13 protein-coding genes are annotated in these 19,423 nt (G+C 42.7%); 10 read left to right on the forward strand and 3 right to left on the reverse strand.

Annotated features, from left to right (window positions below; genetic code table 11):
• Positions 1–26: 26 nt before the first annotated feature.
• From rnr to I6E11_RS05010, 3 genes are all read right to left on the reverse strand, one after another.
• Positions 27–2,174 carry a ribonuclease R gene (gene rnr, locus I6E11_RS05000; RefSeq protein WP_235336747.1) on the reverse strand — a complete coding sequence of 716 codons (2,148 nt, stop codon included), beginning with the start codon at positions 2,172–2,174 and terminating at the stop codon, positions 27–29.
• Between the two features lie 66 nt (positions 2,175–2,240).
• On the reverse strand, positions 2,241–2,459 hold the full coding sequence (locus tag I6E11_RS05005) for a hypothetical protein (protein WP_235336749.1): 219 nt from the start codon (positions 2,457–2,459) through the stop codon (positions 2,241–2,243).
• Between the two features lie 62 nt (positions 2,460–2,521).
• A complete protein-coding gene (locus I6E11_RS05010) occupies positions 2,522–2,890 on the reverse strand; it encodes a hypothetical protein (RefSeq protein ID WP_235336751.1) in 369 nt (122 codons plus the stop codon).
• 227 nt (positions 2,891–3,117) lie between these two features.
• Here I6E11_RS05010 and I6E11_RS05015 point away from each other — a divergent pair, with 227 nt between their 5' ends.
• From I6E11_RS05015 to I6E11_RS05060, 10 genes are all read left to right on the forward strand, one after another.
• Positions 3,118–4,128, forward strand: a complete 1,011-nt coding sequence (locus I6E11_RS05015; RefSeq protein WP_235336754.1) for an NAD-dependent epimerase/dehydratase family protein — start codon at positions 3,118–3,120, stop codon at positions 4,126–4,128.
• Positions 4,125–5,090, forward strand: coding sequence for a phosphatase PAP2 family protein (locus I6E11_RS05020; protein ID WP_235336764.1), 966 nt, complete (start codon positions 4,125–4,127; stop codon positions 5,088–5,090). The genes I6E11_RS05015 and I6E11_RS05020 overlap by 4 nt, the downstream gene beginning before the upstream one ends.
• A gap of 16 nt (positions 5,091–5,106) precedes the next feature.
• A complete protein-coding gene (dusB, locus tag I6E11_RS05025) occupies positions 5,107–6,090 on the forward strand; it encodes a tRNA dihydrouridine synthase DusB (protein WP_235336755.1) in 984 nt (327 codons plus the stop codon).
• A 257-nt stretch (positions 6,091–6,347) separates the two neighbouring features.
• The gene (locus tag I6E11_RS05030) at positions 6,348–7,610 is read left to right on the forward strand and encodes a peptidase U32 family protein (protein WP_235336757.1); all 1,263 of its coding nucleotides are present in this window, start codon (positions 6,348–6,350) and stop codon (positions 7,608–7,610) included.
• A gap of 343 nt (positions 7,611–7,953) precedes the next feature.
• Entirely contained in the window at positions 7,954–9,945 is a 1,992-nt protein-coding gene (locus I6E11_RS05035) for a calcineurin-like phosphoesterase C-terminal domain-containing protein (RefSeq protein ID WP_235336759.1), read from the forward strand.
• 56 nt (positions 9,946–10,001) lie between these two features.
• Positions 10,002–11,090, forward strand: coding sequence for an Sb-PDE family phosphodiesterase (locus I6E11_RS05040; protein ID WP_394800100.1), 1,089 nt, complete (start codon positions 10,002–10,004; stop codon positions 11,088–11,090).
• Positions 11,091–11,123: 33 nt separating this feature from the next.
• Positions 11,124–14,393 (forward strand): SusC/RagA family TonB-linked outer membrane protein, encoded by a 3,270-nt coding sequence (locus I6E11_RS05045; protein WP_204445515.1) that lies wholly within the window; start codon positions 11,124–11,126, stop codon positions 14,391–14,393.
• 30 nt (positions 14,394–14,423) lie between these two features.
• Positions 14,424–16,232 carry a RagB/SusD family nutrient uptake outer membrane protein gene (locus tag I6E11_RS05050; protein WP_154044260.1) on the forward strand — a complete coding sequence of 603 codons (1,809 nt, stop codon included), beginning with the start codon at positions 14,424–14,426 and terminating at the stop codon, positions 16,230–16,232.
• A 31-nt stretch (positions 16,233–16,263) separates the two neighbouring features.
• Positions 16,264–17,772, forward strand: a complete 1,509-nt coding sequence (locus I6E11_RS05055) for a BACON domain-containing protein (protein ID WP_235336761.1) — start codon at positions 16,264–16,266, stop codon at positions 17,770–17,772.
• 126 nt (positions 17,773–17,898) lie between these two features.
• The gene (locus I6E11_RS05060) at positions 17,899–19,290 is read left to right on the forward strand and encodes a calcineurin-like phosphoesterase C-terminal domain-containing protein (RefSeq protein WP_235336766.1); all 1,392 of its coding nucleotides are present in this window, start codon (positions 17,899–17,901) and stop codon (positions 19,288–19,290) included.
• The last annotated feature ends 133 nt before the right edge of the window (positions 19,291–19,423 follow it).

Genomic DNA, 19,423 nt, shown 5'->3' on the forward strand with positions numbered 1-19,423 from the left:
CTTTTTTGTTTTATTAGATAATGATTTTATTCCGCCAGCACGAAATCCAGCTGTTTCTTTTCCAGGTTTGCGCGTGCCACCTTTATTTTTATTGCATCGCCAAGGCTGAATTTCTGATGATGACGTCTGCCGATAAGGCAATAGTTCTTTTCGTCGAACTCGTAATAGTCATTGCCCAGGTCACGCATAGCTACCATACCCTCGCATTTGTTTTCGTTTATCTCGACATAGATGCCCCATTCGGTTACTCCGGAGATTACTCCATCATATGCGGTTCCGATATGTTCGCTCATGAATTCCACCTGCTTGTATTTTATTGAAGCGCGTTCTGCACTTGCAGCAGTCTGTTCCATTGCAGAGCTGTGTTCGCACATACTTTCGTATTTGTCGGCCTGTGCACTACGTCCTCCGTCCAAATAGCGTGTCAGCAGACGATGAACCATAAGGTCAGGATAACGGCGTATAGGCGAAGTGAAATGAGTATAATAATCGAATGCCAGACCATAGTGGCCGATATTGTGTATTGAGTATCGTGCTTTCTGCATTGAGCGCAAAGATACTGTCTCCACCAGGTTCTGTTCGCCCTTTCCGTTTACATCCTTCAACAGACGGTTGATAGACTTAGATACTTCGGTTTTTGTTCCGCTGGTACGGATTTTATATCCGAAGCGTGCGATAAACTGGTTAAGGTTGTCCAGCTTGTCAGGGTCAGGCAGGTCATGGATACGATATGGGAATACTTTTGCCTTTTTGTTCTTTGGCACTTTCCCAATATGTTCTGCAACGGTACGGTTTGCCAGAAGCATGAACTCCTCTATCAGCTTGTTGGCTTCCTTCGATTGCTTGAAATAAACGCTTAACGGTTTGCCTTTCTCATCTATTTCGAATCTTACTTCACATCTGTCGAAGTCGATAGCTCCTGCAGCAAGACGTTTTTCGCGGAGTATCTGTGCCAGCTTGTTAAGTTCAAGCACTTCTTCCTTGAAATCACCTTCACCGGTTTCTATAATATTCTGAGCCTCTTCGTATGTGAAACGTCTGTCGGATTTTATCACTGTATGTCTGATGCGATAGTTCTTGACTTCTGCTTTATCGTTCATATCGAATATTACAGAGTAAGCCAGTTTCTCTTCGTTAGGACGTAGTGAGCAGATGAAGTTACACAGACGTTCCGGCAACATAGGTATCGTACGGTCCACAAGATAGACAGATGTGGCACGTTTCAGTGCTTCCTTGTCTATGATGCTGCCTTCCTTGACATAATGTGAAACATCGGCAATATGTACTCCTACTTCCCAAAGTCCAGGTTTCAGTTGTCTTATGGAGAGAGCATCGTCAAAGTCCTTTGCGTCCTTAGGGTCGATTGTGAATGTGGTGATATTGCGGAAATCCTCACGTTCGGCATAATCCTCTTTTGTTATTTCTGCCGAGAGCTTTTCTGCTGCAGCTTCTACTGACTGTGGATAAGTATAAGGCAATCCGTATTCAGCCAGTATGGCATGCATTTCAGTATTGTTGTCGCCAGCCTGTCCAAGTACATCTATAACCTCACCGAAAGGGTTCTTCGCTTCGTCAGGCCATTCTGTAATTTTTACTACGGCTTTGTCTCCATTCTTCGCTCCTTTCAGTTTTTCTTTAGGTATAAAGATGTCATTGGCAAGTGTACTGGTTTCTGTGATGAGGAAAGCATAGTTCTTCGATACCTTAAGTGTACCCACAAAAGTAGCTTTTGCTCTGTCAAGGATTTCTATCACCTGACCTTCAATCTTCTGTTTCTTGCATTTTGCACATAGGGAAATCTTTACTTTGTCATTGTTCATGGCATGAGCCGAGTTCCTTTCAGCAATAAAGATAGGTTCCCCGCCATCGTCAGGTATAAACGAGTTTTTACCGTTACTTTTGCGTATGAAGGTTCCTGTCATAATCTGACCTCTGTCATTCAGTTTCCATCTTCCTTTTTCGGCTTCAATCAGGAAGTTGTCTTCTGCCATATCCTTCACTATGTCGGTACATAGCATTTTAGTAGGATGTGATGTTAGTTTCAGTCCTAGGAATAATTGCTTAAGGCTTATAGCCTCAGTCGGTTTATTGCGGAAATAGTTTATGATGAGTTCCGACATCTCTTTTTTCTTCATTCTTTTTCCGCCTTTCTTTTCTTTTTTATTTTTAGCCATAGCTATTCCTTTCTTTGTTAGTTTCTACAAAGTAAGCAAAATAAATGGAATAAAGATATAATAGTTTTATTTATTTTCCTCTGAACCTGTAAAAGTGCCAAAGTTTCTTATCTTTTCAGCCTCTTTTGTAATATAATCAGGATAACCGTATAGCCCGAGTATCTTTATGGCATTACCTTCATTGGCAGTGCCTTTCTTTATTTTGTAGTCGAAAGCCAACGTCTTATTCATTGCGCTATGAAGGAAGAATATGTCCAGCAACTCTGTAAACATGAATAAAGGCATTGCCGCGTTGCTGTCCAGACTGATACTTATGCGGAATAAGCGCAGTTTCTTGGTCAGCTCCTTTAAATTGTTGATGTAATGATGGATGTCTTTATTCGTATCGGCAAATATGCTGATTTCTGCAACCTTCTTTGCTGTTTGCAGAAGTGTGTATAGCTGAGGTATGGAGAAATAGTATGATGAAAGCTGACTTTTCTTAATGAAACGTTATCATGTAGTTCCTTTATCAGAGATTCGTTATTTCTGATTCCAGAAATCTCATCTTTGCATACGATGTAGTATAAATACTGTCTGCCTATACATGATGAAGTAAAGTCAATTTTTTCGCACAGACTGTCGATATTCAGCTCGTGGCGTATATTTTCCGGCATTCCTTTTTCTCCGAAAGTCTTGCAGCGGTACGTATCGTATGCTTTGATGTCATTATTCATAATCAGCAGAATGATATATACGCAAATATACTTACAAAAAAATAAAAGATGCAATTTATTATTATCAATGTAAACAATAGTAAAGCTTAATTGTTTTCTTATAGATAGAAAGCATTATCTTCATATAAGATAGGCTGTACCTCGGAGGTAAAAGCCTGAAAACTTTGTTTTCACTTTGTGCTTCACTAGGTTTGCACTATCTTTGTACCTTAATAATACGGAAAGTGATGAATTACAAAATATTAGTGACAGGAGCTAGTGGATTTATTGGCAGTTTTTTGGTTGAGGGTGGCCTTGCCGAAGGAATGCAGGTATGGGCCGGAGTGCGTAAAAGCAGTAGCAGAAAGTATTTGCAGGACGAGCGAATCCGTTTTGCTGAACTCGATTTTACCGATTCGGACAGACTCGCTTCGCAGTTGCTCAAGCATAAGGAAGAACACGGCGGATGGGATTATATCATACATTGTGCCGGTGTCACCAAATGCCTGGACAAGGCTGGATTTGAGATTGGCAATTACTGGGCAACACGTCATTTCATTGAGACACTTGTGAAGCTTGACATGACTCCGAAGAATTTTATATTCATAAGTTCACTAAGCGTCTTCGGGCCGATACGTGAGAAGGACTATTCGTCTATAATCGAAACGGATAAGCCTGCTCCGAATACGGCTTACGGTGTGAGCAAACTCAAGACTGAAGAGTACCTTCAGAGTCTGAAGGATTTTCCATATGTAATATTCCGCCCTACGGGAGTATATGGTCCGCGTGAAAGGGATTACTTCCTGATGGTAAAGTCGATATGTAATCATGTGGATTTTGTAGCTGGGTATAAGAGACAGGATATTACTTTCATATATGTAAAGGATTTGGTTCAGGCAGTTTATCTTGCAATAAAAAAAGATGTAAAATACCGTTCTTATTTTGTGAGCGACGGTGAGGTGTATAACAGTCGTACATTTTCTGACCTTATACGTAAGGAACTGGGAAATCCGTGGATGATAAGGTTTGTCTGTCCGTTGTTTCTGCTCAAAACCATATCATATGTGGTTGAGTTCTTTGCACATTTTACTCACAAACCTAGTACGCTGAATAGGGATAAGTATAATATAATGAAGCAGCGCAACTGGAGGTGTGACATTAATCCACTCGTAAAAGAATTGGGATATAACCCCGAGTATAAATTGGAGCGTGGAGTAAAAGAAATAATAAGCTGGTATAAAAAAGAAGGATGGGTATAAATTTAAAACTGTTGAAAAGAGTAGAAAGCGGTAGGGGACTTTTTGCTGTGGAAAGTATAAGCCTTATTTATAATGCTCTTACTTCAATTCTCATATTAATTCTGTATCCGCGCATGGATCATCCCGGCATTATGCTTCTTGAGCGTGTGGGGATAGTGATACTTACATTTGCCTTGATGTTTCTTTATAGAGCATTTCCGTGCAGGCTTACGGCATTTTTACGTATGGTGGTACAGATGTCGCTATTGGCATACTGGTATCCTGACACATACGAATTCAACCGTGTATTTGATAATCTGGACCATATCTTTGCTGCTATTGAACAATCGTTATTCGAATGTCAACCATCAGTTGAGTTTAGTAAACATTGTCCGTCAATATGGTTCAGCGAACCGCTTAATATGGGATATTTTTTCTACTATCCCATGATGTTTATACTGGTGGTATATTATTTCATAAAGCATTACATGAAATTCGAAAAAGTATGTTTTGTGCTTGTCACTTCATTTTTCATATACTATCTGTTCTATCTGCTTGTTCCTGTAGCAGGTCCGCAGTTTTATTTTCCGGCAATAGGGATGGACAGAGTCAATGCTTGCGAGTTTCTTCCGCTGGGCGATTATTTCAATTATAATGTCCTGCTGTTTCCGGCTCCGGGTTATGAACATGGATTATTTTATAAACTGGTAGAGGCATCGCAGGAAATTGGTGAACGTCCTACAGCGGCATTTCCCAGTTCGCATGTTGCCATATCGACTATAGTTATGATAATGTCGTCAAAGGTAGGTAAAAGGCTTACATATATCCTGCTTCCATTTTATATTTTATTGTGTCTTGCTACTGTATATATACAGGCTCATTATCTGATAGATGCAATTGCAGGATTTATATCTGCATTTTTCGTTTACCGTATAGCCGTATCGATGTACGACAAATGGTTTATTACACCTACTTTCAAATGATTAATAAAACTTATTTATGAAGATTAGAAATATAGATTTAGGGGAACAGCCCGTACTTTTGGCTCCAATGGAAGATGTTACCGACCCGGCATTCCGACTTCTATGCAAGGAGTTTGGAGCTGACATGGTATATACAGAATTCGTTTCGAGTGATGCCCTGATACGTTCTGTAGGCAAAACCATGTTGAAACTGAACATCAGCGAGAAAGAACGTCCTGTGGCCATACAGATTTATGGTAAGGATACGGAGACTATGGTTGAGGCAGCAAAAATAGTAGAGCAGGCTAAGCCAGATATATTGGATTTGAACTTCGGATGTCCGGTAAAGCGTGTAGCCGGAAAGGGAGCAGGTTCCGGGATGTTACAGAATGTGCCTAAGATGCTTGAAATAACTAAAGCTGTGGTTGATGCGGTCAAGATTCCTGTTACCGTTAAAACCCGTCTTGGATGGGACTCGGAACATAAGATAATAGTAGAGCTTGCAGAACAGTTGCAGGACTGTGGTATTGAAGCTCTGACCATACACGGACGTACACGTGCCCAGATGTATACTGGCGAGGCTGACTGGACTCTTATAGGTGAGGTGAAAAACAATCCGCGTATGCGTATTCCTATCATTGGCAACGGCGATGTAACTACTCCACAACGGGCAAAGGAATGTTTCGACAAATATGGTGTGGATGCAATAATGATTGGTCGTGCAAGTTTCGGTCGTCCGTGGGTTTTCAAGGAGGTGAAACACTATCTGCAGACAGGCGAAGAACTTACAGGGCTTGATTTCAGATGGAAGATGAACGTACTCCATCGTGAAGTGCAGGATAGTGTTAATCTGCTTGACGAGCGTCGCGGAATACTCCATGTTCGCCGTCATCTTGCGGCATCTCCACTGTTTAAGGGAATACCTAATTTCAAGGAAACCCGTATAGCAATGTTAAGGGCGGAGACACTTGACGAACTTAACTCTATTTTGAATCATATAGAAGAGACTTTTGCCTATTGATTTGATTCTATGGATTTTTTATTGCCGACCGTAGTCAGCAGAGCTGCCGACTATAGTCGGCAATGCTGCTGACGATGGTCGGCAGCACTGTTGACGATGGTCGGCAGCAGAAAACAATATACTTTAAGTATGTTATCATTTTTTATATAGTGGTATGATAGATGTAAAAACATCAGTCATGCCTTTGTTTTTACGTGCAAATATGGAAGTAATGATTATTTTGAGTAATTTTGTAGCCATAACTCAATGAAAGATAAATGAATTATTCAATTAAAGATTTCGAGATAATGGCACCTGTAGGCTCACGTGAGTCATTGGCAGCAGCCATTAATGCCGGAGCCGATTCCATCTATTTCGGTATTGAAAGCCTTAATATGCGTGCCCGTTCCGCAAGCACGTTCACTATTGACGATTTGCGTGAGATTGCGGCACTATGCGATGAGCATGGAGTGAAAAGCTACCTCACCATAAATACTATAATTTATGACGAGGATATAGAGCTGATGCGCAAGATTGTGGATGCGGCAAAGGAAGCAGGTATAAGCGCGGTCATTGCAGCCGACGTGTCTGTCATGGCATATTGCAATCAGGTAGGTCAGGAAGTACATCTCTCTACACAGCTTAACATAAGCAATGCCGAGGCACTGAAGTTCTATTCCCGTTTTGCCGATGTGGTGGTATTGGCACGCGAACTTAACCTTAAACAGGTACGCAAGATATACGATGCCATTCAGGAAGAGAACATAACAGGTCCGATGGGTGAGAAAGTAAGGATAGAGATGTTCTGCCATGGAGCATTGTGTATGGCTGTATCAGGCAAATGTTATCTTAGTCTGAACGAGCTGAATGCTTCTGCCAACCGTGGTGCATGTATGCAGGTATGCCGTCGTTCGTATATAGTAAAGGACAAGGAAAGCGATATAGAACTGGAAGTTGACAACCAGTATATCATGTCGCCAAAAGATCTTAAGACTATACACTTCATGGACGAGATGATAGAAGCCGGAGTACGTGTGTTCAAGATTGAAGGACGTGCACGCGGACCGGAGTACGTGCGTACGGTAGTGGGATGTTATAAGGAAGCTATCCGCTCGTATCTGGACGGCACGTTTACAGAAGAGAAGAAGGCAGACTGGGACACGCGCCTTAAGACAGTGTTCAACCGTGGTTTCTGGAACGGTTACTATCTGGGACAGCGTCTTGGTGAGTGGAGCAGGAATTACGGCTCCGAAGCAACAGAAAGAAAGGTGTATGCCGGACGTGGAATAAAATACTTCTCGAATATAGGTGTAGCCGAGTTCCTTATCGAGGCTACAGAAATTAAGGTTGGCGACAAGTTGCTCATCACCGGTCCTACTACCGGAGCAATGTATGTGGATCTTGAAGAGGCACGTGTGGCTCTTAAACCGGTAGATGTGGTGAAGAAAGGTGTTCACGTATCATTCAAGGTGCCGGACAGAATCCGTCCTAGCGACAAACTCTATCGTGTGGTTCCTGCCGAGGAACTGAAAAAGAAATAATCAAATCAGAAGTTATTGCTTCATTTGGAGTTAAAGGGGGTAAAGTAAATGTTCACCGGAACAGGTACTTTATCTCCTTTAATTTTACCATACTTCCTTTACAGTTATACCTTCTTTACTCCTATATCTGCTTCCCCGTCATTCTGCACGTGTGAAATGATGCAAATGAAAACACTTTTCCTCTTCTGATTGTTCTCCCGGATTTTAGTATTTGTAATGCAACTGATGTTGCAGAATTGTTTCATAGCAGTTAATATTGTAATACCATTTGCTGTCGTTGTACGTATTCATATCTCTGTTTTTAACCTATATCTATCTTTGTGCTGGATTTTAATTAATAGGTATGGGTAAATATTATTTTTGCTTAAAAACAGTTTCGTTGCGCAGTGTGCTGTCGCTTTTGGTCTTGATTTTATTGACTTCAGGATGTGGCGAACCTTTGAATGAAATCAAAGATAGTTTTGATATTGACTTTGATCTCCCCTCTCTTATAGAGGTAAGTGTAGGAGGGGAATATACGTTTGCGGGTGCCAATACAAGTTCGTTGATTGATACAGATGATATTATATTGGAGTCCGAAAACGGTATCTCTTATATTTGTCCTATACTGTCTATAGCGGCAGATAGTTTTACCATAAGTTTAAGTAATGAGATAAAGACCGGCTATTACGTCTTATATATCAAGCGTGATAACAGGAAGAAGTTGATAAGCAAGACATATATTAATATAGTAGAGGACTTGGATTTCACACCTGATGCCGGAACTACGGTTTATGGTGTGGTGTCGGCAGACGGTAGTCCGGTGCAGGGTGTTGTCGTTTCGGATGGGATAGAGGTAAGCGTGACTGATGAGCGCGGTATCTATCAGTTGGAATCGGAAAAGAAATGGGGATATGTGTTTATTTCCATACCTTCAGGATATGAGGTTCCTGCCAATGGAGTTTTGCCTCAGTTCTATAAAATAATGAGAGGGGATGCCACCACTTTGGAACGTGTGGATTTCTCGCTTACAGCTGTAGAAGGACAGGATGACTACAAGGTGCTCATGCTGGGGGATATGCACCTTGCCAACCGTACGGGGGACTTAGGACAGTTCATGAACTTTACTGAGGATTTGAACAGTTACCGCACCTTGCATCAGCATGAAAAGATGTATGCCATCACGTTGGGCGACATGACTTGGGATTTGTACTGGTATTCGAATAGTTATGCCCTTCCTGAGTATCTTAATACAATAAACAGTCAGGTAAAGGGGCTTCAGATTTTCCATACCATAGGTAACCATGACTATGACTATAAATCTACTGACGATCAGGATGCAGGAAGTCGTTTCACTGATTACATTGCTCCTATGTACTATTCATTCAATATCGGGAAAGTTCACTATGTAGTGTTGGACGACATTGACTGTAGCAACTACGATGGGACAACCTCTCGCGACTACGAGAAGCGTGTGTCTTTAGAGCAGTTGAACTGGCTTGCCAAGGATTTGGCCTATGTGGACAAATCGACTCCGTTGGTGGTGGTAATGCATGCACAGGTTTTCTATCCGTCGGAGACGGAAGGGTTCAAGATGGACCACGATGTTTTGAACACTACACAATTGCTGAATACACTGAAAGGATATAAGGTGCATTTTGTTACCGGACATACTCACCTGAGCTTTAACGTGACTCCGGAAGCAGCCGTGACAGGCAGACAGGAGGTTTACGAACATAATGCAGGTGCGATATGTGCTTCATGGTGGTGGTCAGGACATTTAACTCCCGGGGTACATATAAGTCCTGACGGAACACCGGGGGGATACTCTATATGGGATGTAAACGGAACAGACATAGAATGGATATATAAATCAACCGGATGGACTGAGGATTATCAGTTCCGTAGTTATGACCTGAACAATGTGAGTTTCTCTTTGGCCGATGTTCCACAGATGCCGGCAAGTGTGCCGGCTTCGGTAAAGGCTAAGTTTCAACGTTATGTTGACGCCTACCCGGTTAACACGAATAATGAGGTACTGATAAATATCTGGAACTGGAATTCAAACTGGACATTGGACGTGACCGATGAGAATGGCAACAAGCTTGAGGCGAAAGAGGTGTGGGCGTATGACCCGCTGCATGTGGCAGCTCTGAGTGTGAAACGTTTCAACTCATCTACACTGACATCTACCCCTAGCTTCATTACTGAAAAGTTCACACATTTCTTCAAAGTGAAAGCTGTTGATGCCGATACGGATCTCGTCATTACTGTGCGTGATGAGTTCGAACATGAATGGACGGAGTTGATGGAACGTCCCAAAGAGTTCTCTACCGAAGCGTACAGGCTCCGCTAAAACGGTTATCGTTTTTAAAAACAACTATAAACTATAAAAACTAAAAGACTCAGATTATGAAAAAACTTTTTCTGTCTCTCGCCTTATGCGGGATTGTACAAATGGGATTCGGACAAGTTGTTGATAAAAGCATTGATATACCGGACCTTGACAAGTATCAAACATTGAAATGTGATTTTCACATGCACACTGTGTTCTCAGATGGTCTGGTTTGGCCTACTGTGAGAGTTGACGAGGCATATTCCGAAGGGTTGGATGCCATTGCCATCACGGAGCATATCGAATACAGGCCGCATAAGAAAGACATACAGGCCGACCATAACCGCTCGTACGAGATTATGAAGGATTATGCCAAGAATAAGGATGTGATTGTTATCAAAGGAAGCGAGATTACCCGTCCTATGGCTCCGGGACATCACAATGCCATATTCCTGACAGACAGTAATCCGTTGGACACCAAAGACTATAAGGATGCTTTCCAGGCTGCCAAATCGCAGGAAGCCTTTATCTTCTGGAATCATCCGGGATGGGACTCACAGCAGCCGGAAGAAACAAAATGGTGGAAGGAACATACCGAGTTGTACAATAACGGATGTATGCAGGGCATAGAGGTGGCAAACGGTGAGCATTATTATCCGGAAGCGTTGCAGTGGTGTCTTGACAAGAAACTTACTATGATAGGAACATCCGACATTCATCAACCGATACAGACTAATATTGACTTCAATAAGGGTGAACACCGTACAATGACATTGGTTTTTGCCAAGGAACGTACTCCGGAAGGCATCAGGGAGGCGTTGGATAACCGCAGGACAGCAGTATTCTTTAAGGATATGATTATCGGTGAAGAACAGTGGCTGAGAGAACTGTTCGGAAAGTCGGTAACCATCGAAAAGATAAACAAGAATGAAAAACGTGTACAGTTTGTTGTCCGTAACAATTCAGACCTGCCTTTCTATCTTAAGAAGGGAGAGCACGACGCCAATCTGATATATTTCAGGACATATACCATTGAGCCGAAATCAAAACATACCATCACGGTAAAGCTGGGCGATGCCGGCATTACATCAGGTAAAGTGAACTTTGAGGTTACCAATATGGTGGTAAAACCCGGAAAAGGGCTTGACTGTCAATTCAGTTTTTAATACTCAATTACTATTTAAACAAAATATCTATTTATGAAAGTTTTCAATTCGTATGTTTTTTTGCTGTTGTTGTTGCTGACAGGCAGTGCTTCCGCTTTGTCGGCACAGAACAGAGCTATTTCAGGTAGGGTACTGGATGCTTTGCAGGAACCGCTTATCGGGGTAACAGTCGGCATTGAAGGCAGTTCCAGGGGAAGTGTGACTGATATAAACGGAGTTTTCGAACTTCAGATACCCATCTCCGGAGCGACTCTGAATTTCTCTTATGTGGGCTATATCACCGAGAAGGTTAAGGTGAAGCCCGGACAAAATGATATAGTGGTATATATGCAGGAAGATGCCATCATGTTGGACGAGGCAGTAGTAATCGGTTATGGTACTCAGAAAAAGGTAAACCTTACGGGAGCCGTGACAATGGTGGATAACAAATCCTTGGAGAACAGAGTCTCTCACTCTCTTACCAATATGCTTCAAGGTTCTGTCCCTGGTTTGAACATTACGACTTCATCCGGAGTACCGGGAAGCTCTCCTTCAATTAATGTGCGCGGTACCACATCTATCAATAGTGCGGAGCCATTGGTGCTGATTGATGGTGCGGTGGGCGAACTGGAACGTATTAACCCCAATGACGTAGAGTCTATTTCTGTTATCAAGGATGCTTCGGCGGCAGCTGTGTATGGCGCGCGTGCGGCATTTGGTGTGATTTTGGTCACGACCAAATCTGGTGCAGCAAATGAAGGAAAAGCTACAGTGCGTTACAGCGGCCGTTTGGGTTGGGAATCGCCTACTACATCGACTGACTACGAAGACACAGGTTACTGGTCTGTTTATACTGTAAACCTTTTCCGTAAAGCGGAGAACGGTAAGAACTATATTAATTATACTGACGAGGATATGCGTCAGTTGCTGGCACGCGTTAACGACAAAACAGAGAATCCTGACCGTCCGTGGGTGGTGGAAGAAATGAGAAACGGACGCCGCCAGTGGGTGTATTATGGAAACTACGACTGGTGGGAAATGATGTTCGATGACACACATCCCACACAGCAGCACAATATTTCTATCAGTGGAGGGAATAAGGACGTGAAGTATATGGTGAGCGGAGCGTATGACTATCAGAAAGGTATTCTGAGAATGAATCCCGATATTTACCGCAAGTATAACCTGCGTTCTAAACTTGATTTCCGTATCAACAAGTGGGCAACAATGACCAACAACACTTCTTTTTACGGCTCCCAATATACTTCGCAGGGAGACGGAAGTGTGGAGAACACTTTGGCTTACAGCTCAAATCATGCTCTTGCCTGCTTCCCTATGAAGAATCCTGATGGTTCATGGCTTTACGGCACTCCTTATATAGACTATAAGGTGGGTAACGGACGACATATCATCGTTGGCGAAGGGTCGCACCGTAATGTGAACCGTACGAATGATTTCTCGAATACAACCCGTCTGGTCATTACGCCGATAAAACCGTTGAGCCTTACTGCCGACTTTACTTACCGCCTGTATCAGACACGCAATACCAGCCGCTCAAACAATATCCCTTACAGGGAATATCCTGATGCTGAAATGGAGTATTATACTACGGGTGCCGGAGCCAATCGCCTGGATGAGTCGGTGAATACACGCAACTACTATTCGGCAAATGTCTTTGCCAACTTTGACTATACTTTCAACGACAAGCATCATCTTACAGCAGTGGCCGGATTCAACTACGAGACCATGCGACTGAAAAACATTTCGGCTTTCGGTGAAAATCTGACTTCCACTTCGCTTGACGATTTTAACCTTGTTGGAGTTAATGAAGAAGGCGAGGTGGTGACAGGAGTAGATGGAGCTCAGAATGAATATGCGCTGGCCGGTTTCTTCGGACGACTGAATTATGATTATAAGGGCCGTTACCTGTTTGAAGTGAGTGGACGCTATGACGGTACTTCGCGCTTTGCTTCCGGAAGCCGTTGGGGATTTTTCCCATCAGGTTCATTGGGCTGGCGTATCTCGGAGGAACCATTCTTCAAACCGCTGACTCCTTATATTGACAATATGAAGATGAGAGCCTCATTTGGTAGTCTGGGTAACCAGAATGTATCGTCGTATTACACTTACATGCGATTGGTAACAGTGAGTAGTTTTGCCGGATATTCGTTTGGCGAAGGCAGCTCGATGGCGAAGTACTCTACATTGGGAGCGCCGGTATCGTCTGACCTTACTTGGGAAACAAGCCAGCAGTGGGACTTGGGTTTCGACTTTACAATGTTGAAAAACAGACTGAACATAACTGTGGACGGATATGTGCGTAACACATTGAACATGCTGACCGATGGTATCGAGCTGCCGGCTGTATATGGAGCGAGTGTGCCGGACATGAACACAGCCAACCTGCAGACACGAGGATATGAAATAGCAGTAAGCTGGAGAGACCAGTTCGAACTTGCTGGACGTCCGGTGGAATATACCCTTGGGGCTAACATGAGCGACTATAAGAGTTACATCACCAAATACGACAACAAGGACAAGACTTTTGCCAAAGATTATTACGAAGGCATGCGTTTGGGTGAAATTTGGGGATTCGTGACAGACGGACTGTTCGAGACTACCGAAGAGGCGCAGGCATACGCCAAGGAAGTTGACCTTAGCTATATCAACAACCGCATAACCGGCGGATGGCAGGGAGGTGACCTTAAGTTTGTCGATTTGAACGATAACAAGAAATTGGACATCGGCAGCAATTCTGTGGATGATCCGGGAGACCGCAAGATATTGGGCAACTCTCTTCCAAGTCTTTCGTACGGTTTCAACGCAAGCCTACGCTGGTATGGATTTGACGTATCTGTATTCTTCCAAGGAACTGGAAATCACTATTGGTATCCTGATTCACATGCCGCACAGTTCTGGGGAGCTTATACTTATCCGTATCTGACTTATCTTCAGAAGAACTTCATGGATGAGGTATGGACAGAAGACAATAAGGATGCATATTTTACACGCCCGATGGCATATTCAGCCACTTCCGGTCCTCTAAGTAAGGTTAATGACCGTTACTTGCAGAATATTCGCTACCTGCGCTTCAAGAATCTTACTGTAGGTTATACCATTCCGGTGAACCTTACAAAGAAAATAGGTGTTGAGCAGGCACGTATCTACTTCTCAGGTGAGAACCTATGCTACTGGTCGCCGCTGAAGAAGCATACTAAATACATTGATCCGGAATCAGCTTTCGACCGCAGCAATGACACTTACAACCGTATGTACTATCCTTGGCAGAAAACATTCATGTTCGGGGTTGACATCACATTCTAATCATTATTCAACTAACAGACAAACATATATATGAAACGATTTATTATAGCGGCTTTGAGCCTTTCGGTGGGATTATCCTCATGTGACAGTATGCTTGACCTAAGCCCGAAAAGTGAAATCTCTCAGGATGATTATTTCAAGACAGAGAGCGATTTACAGCTTTTCAGCAACAGTTTCTACAATAATCTGTTGGACAAGTCGCCTTACGATGACCAGAGTGACATTTATGTGCAGCAGAAATTGTCGGACGAAATTATCGGAGGAAACAAACGTACTGTTCCCGCCTCCGGTGGAGGATGGAGCTGGACGGACTTGCGCAAGATGAATACCCTCCTGGCTAATATAGACAAATGTGAGGACAAGGCAGCCGTAACCAAATATACAGCACTTACCAAATTCTTCAGGGCATACTTCTATTTTGAAAAAGTAAAACGTTTCGGCGATGTGCCTTGGTATGATGTTGAGTTGGGTTCTTCTGACGATGCCCTCTACAAACCGCGTGACTCGCGCGAATTGGTCATGACCAAGATGTTAGAAGACATTGAATTTGCCATTAATAACCTTCCCACCAGAGAAGAAGAGCCGAGCAGCCCTTACCGTGTGAACCGCTGGGCAGCGTTGGCGCTGAAAGCTCAGTTCTGCCTTTACGAGGGAACTTACCGCAAGTATCACAACTTGACTTTGGAAGGTAACGATTATACTTATTATCTTGACCAGGCTGCTAAGGCGGCTTATGAGATTATGCATGATGGTCCTTATAAGTTGTATTCCACCGGACATCCGGAAAGTGACTACATGATGCTCTTTGCCGAGGAAAATGCCAATCCGGACGAATATATCCTTGCCATTAACTTCGACTTCGGTTTGCATATATACCACAATGCAACCGGACATGCGTTGGTTGCCACTCAGGGACAGCCGGGGTTGACACGCAAGATGGTGAATACGTATCTGATGAAAGATGGAACCAGATTTACCGACAAACAGGGTTGGCAGGAAATGAAGTTTGCTGAAGAGGTCAAGGACAGAGACCCTCGTCTGGCACAGAGCATCCGTACTCCCGGATATACTCGTATCGGTACTACTACAGTACTTCCACCGGACTTATCGACCAGCATTACCGGCTATCAGCCTATTAAATTCGTACAAGATCCGACAGCATGTGGCGGAAATGTGGACCGTCCGAGCTATTCTACCTGCGACCTTCCGGTATATCGTTATGCTGAAGTCTTGTTGAACTATGCCGAGGCTAAGGCTGAATTGGGAACATTGAATCAGGAAGACCTGAATATATCCATTAATCTGCTGCGCGACCGTGTAGGCATGAACGATGCCCACTTGGATATGGATGCGGCGAATGCCAATCCTGACCGTTATCTCTCGTCTGAGGAACATGGATATCCTAATGTGACAGGCAGCAACAAAGGCGTGATATTGGAAATACGCCGCGAACGTACCATCGAACTTATGCAGGAAGGTTTCCGTTTCGACGATTTGGTACGCTGGAAAGCCGGAGCGTGCGTTGACCAGGACATCTATGGTATGTATTTTCCAGGCCCCGGAGAATATGATTTGAGCGGTGATGGAAAAGCGGACGTAATACTTTATGCGAATGGTGGCGTCAAACCTGAAGCCGGAGAAGGGGTGTTGGTTTATGAAATAGGTAAGGACATTACGCTTACTGGCGATAACAGCGGATATGTGTATCGCCATAAGGACATAGTACGCAACGGTTTCAACGAGGAGCGTGATTATCTGTATCCGATTCCTATCAACGAACGTTCTTTAAACAAGAACCTGACACAGAATCCGGGATGGGATGATGGTCTTGATTTCTAAATAATATGTGTAAAATATAATATAGGCTATTATGAAATTTACAAATAAAATATTTATGCCGGCGTTGTGCCTCATGGTTGCTTTACTTTGCGGTTGTAGTAAGGAAGAAGATAATGTGGCGCGTGCGGTTCTCGCAAGTACGAGCTCCTTGACTTTTTCTGCTCAGAATCCGACTGAGAAAATAATAACAGTTTACTCTGATGCGGAATGGTACATGGAGGAAATTCCAGAGTGGGTCACAGTTACACCGGCTACAGGTTCAGGAACCACGGAAGTTACGATATCCGTGTCTGAGAATATGAGAGATGGTTCGATAGACAATCCGAGAGAGGCTACAGTGGTGTTTAGAGGAAGTACTCTGTCCAGCAGGGCAGAAGTGAAGGTCTCACAGGATGGAGACAAATACCGCGACTGTAAGGAATATTCAGTATCTGATGTATTGTCATTGGAAGATGGAACAGTAGTTATAGTCCCGGGCGCGTATGTCTCTGCGGTGACAACTGGCGGATGTATTGTCACAAGTGCCTCTTTCGACAGTAACATTTACATTGAGACATCCGAGAATGTTGAGGTTGGCGATGAAGTATATATAATGGGAACGAAAGAGTCCGATACATATAAGCTGTCCAATATCATTTGCGATAAAGTTACTGTGTTGTCCAAAGGTCATGAAATAAATCATCCGCAACCTGTTGACATTACAGACAAGATTGATTCCTACACTTCCGACAAAAGGGAATATATTACTTTGAGAGGAGTATTCCTGAATAATGTCATAACAATAGAAGGTGCTGCAAACTCGGTTTCTTTGGTTGATGTTTCCGGGGATTATAGCAATTTGAATGGTCATTATGTGATATTGAAAGGTTATTATTCCGGAACGGCGGCTCCTGTTGTAAGAATTGTCCTTGAATCAATACAGGATGACGGAGTATATGAGATTATATACTTTGCTGATGATTTTGAATGGTTGAAGCCATGGGCGGAGAATAGCGGTGCCGGACAGACTGTGGAGAATGATGGAACAGGTGAAGCTCCGCAAATATATACGGCGAAGAACGCTGAAGGACAATTGGCTTCAGAAGCATTGTTGGCTCGTGGATATGGATTGGAAGAGATACCGGGACATGCTATTTATCTGCAGGATTGTTATCTCAAGTTTGGTAAGACAGACTATCAGGCCGGTCTTACTCTGCCTTCAATAGAAAATGTTCCGGAGGATGCTAAACTGACACTTTCGTTCGATTGGGCTCCTATGGTCGGTGGCTCAAGAAAGTTCGACCCTGTGAAGCTCATTGTTTATATCACAAATGGAGATGAAGTGAAGGAATTGGAACCGATAGAACATACATTTGTTGATACTGTTGATAAACTTGAGTGGCTTCATGCCGACATTGAGATTGAAGGAGTTGAAATTACAAAAGACACTCGCATAACCATAAAGTCTGACGGCTGGGGTGATACTGAGGATACAACCGGAAGTAAGGTTTATAAACGTTGGTTTATTGATAATATTAAGCTTCTTCAGTTGAATAAGTAAGTTTATGGTTTTTTGAGTTTATTCCTGTTTGGTTATCAAATCAATAACAAACTTATAAACTCAAAAACTAAAGAACTAAATAATATAATAGTATAGTTTATGAAATGTAATATTTATTTTTTAAGTATGTTTCTTTTGGCAAACAGTATAAATGTTTGCTCAAAAGAAATAACAGGCAAGGTCTTTTGCGGTAAAAAAGGATTAAGCGATGTAGTTGTTACGGATGGAGTGAACTTCACTACAACAGATTCTCTTGGTAACTATAGAATTGACACAGACACTTCTTTATCTGATTTTGTATATGTTGTGACACCTTCGGGCTATGTGGCTTCTTATTCTACAGGAACACCATGCTTTTACAAGTCGGTTTCGGCAAAGAAACATGATTTCGAACTTTTCGAGTACAGCGTCCCACAAGGCAGATATACCATGTTTGCCGTCGGCGATACACAGCCGGGTAATGATACTGCATATCTCAGAATGGAAAATGAGGCTCTGCCTGACCTGAGAAACTATGGAAAGGAATACATGGACAGATGCATTCCTGTAGCGGCTATTCTGCTTGGCGATTTGGTATGGGATAATCAGGAGACTTATGGCAGGTTCAAGGATGACTTGAAAACCTTGGGCTATCCCGTATATCCTGTCATAGGCAATCATGACCATGAAGAGTATTTCAGCGACAACAAGAAGAGCGAGCTTGTATATAAAGAGTCATTCGGTCCTAATTACTATGCTTTCAATATGGGACGTGATTATTATATAGTTCTTGATAATATTGATTACAAAGGGAATCGCAAATATGATGAAAGGATTACGTCCGACCAGCTTCAATGGGTGAGAAAGTATATTGAATACATACCAAAGGGTTCTCATGTGTTTGTGGCAATGCATGCTCCGGCTTATATCTATTATATTGACAAAAAACTGGAAGGTGCGGAAGAACTGATGGATATTCTTAAGGATTACGATGTGTCAATTCTTACAGGTCATACACATATTCATTCAAACATATTGTTACGTCCTAATGTAAGGGAACACATGGTTGCCTCTATAGGTGGCGCGTGGTGGCTTGGCAATTGTAAATATGCTTATGATGGGACTCCTATGGGCTATCAGGTGTTTGAGTCTTCTCCTCTTGGATTGCAGTGGCATTACAAGACTTTGGCCAAGCCGAGAAATTATCAGATTAAGGTTTATCCTATAGGAACTTTCCCTAACCATGTTGATGAATTATGCGTTAAGGTATGGAACTGGGATGAAGGTTGGAAAGTGGAATGGAAAGAAGACGGAAAGAATAAAGGGGAAATGAAGCCGTTCTCTTCAGTTGACCCTGATTACACAATGTACTTGAGCAGGAGCCATGCTGACGGTACTTTAAAGTCCAAAGGGACAACTCCGCAGGCAAATGATTATTGTTTCTTCTCCGTAAAACCATCGAAAGGAGCAAAAAACATTGAAGTGACAGTGACAGACAGATTTGGAAACAAATATGTTGAATCTGTTGAAGTAAAATAATTATTGATTAAAGAAATCAGTAAGTTATTGCTTCATTTGGAGTTAAAGGGGGTAAAGTAAATGTTCATTGAAACATACTTTATCTCCTTGAAGATGTAAATTAAACTGTGTCAGCAAAGTTAATACTTTATTC

The sequence above is a fragment of the Bacteroides caecigallinarum genome (assembly GCF_021531075.1).
Taxonomy (GTDB): domain Bacteria; phylum Bacteroidota; class Bacteroidia; order Bacteroidales; family Bacteroidaceae; genus Phocaeicola; species Phocaeicola caecigallinarum_B.

Bases quoted from the DNA above. Each gene is read 5' to 3' on its own strand.
- I6E11_RS05030 (WP_235336757.1), top strand. From the start codon at position 6,348: ATGAATTATTCAATTAAAGATTTCGAGATAATGGCACCTGTAGGCTCA.
- dusB (WP_235336755.1), top strand. From the start codon at position 5,107: ATGAAGATTAGAAATATAGATTTAGGGGAACAGCCCGTACTTTTGGCT.
- I6E11_RS05015 (WP_235336754.1), top strand. From the start codon at position 3,118: ATGAATTACAAAATATTAGTGACAGGAGCTAGTGGATTTATTGGCAGT.
- I6E11_RS05060 (WP_235336766.1), top strand. From the start codon at position 17,899: ATGTTTCTTTTGGCAAACAGTATAAATGTTTGCTCAAAAGAAATAACA.
- I6E11_RS05005 (WP_235336749.1), bottom strand. From the start codon at position 2,459: ATGCCTTTATTCATGTTTACAGAGTTGCTGGACATATTCTTCCTTCAT.
- I6E11_RS05055 (WP_235336761.1), top strand. From the start codon at position 16,264: ATGAAATTTACAAATAAAATATTTATGCCGGCGTTGTGCCTCATGGTT.
- I6E11_RS05050 (WP_154044260.1), top strand. From the start codon at position 14,424: ATGAAACGATTTATTATAGCGGCTTTGAGCCTTTCGGTGGGATTATCC.
- I6E11_RS05045 (WP_204445515.1), top strand. From the start codon at position 11,124: ATGAAAGTTTTCAATTCGTATGTTTTTTTGCTGTTGTTGTTGCTGACA.
- I6E11_RS05035 (WP_235336759.1), top strand. From the start codon at position 7,954: ATGGGTAAATATTATTTTTGCTTAAAAACAGTTTCGTTGCGCAGTGTG.
- rnr (WP_235336747.1), bottom strand. From the start codon at position 2,174: ATGGCTAAAAATAAAAAAGAAAAGAAAGGCGGAAAAAGAATGAAGAAA.
- I6E11_RS05010 (WP_235336751.1), bottom strand. From the start codon at position 2,890: ATGAATAATGACATCAAAGCATACGATACGTACCGCTGCAAGACTTTC.
- I6E11_RS05040 (WP_394800100.1), top strand. From the start codon at position 10,002: ATGAAAAAACTTTTTCTGTCTCTCGCCTTATGCGGGATTGTACAAATG.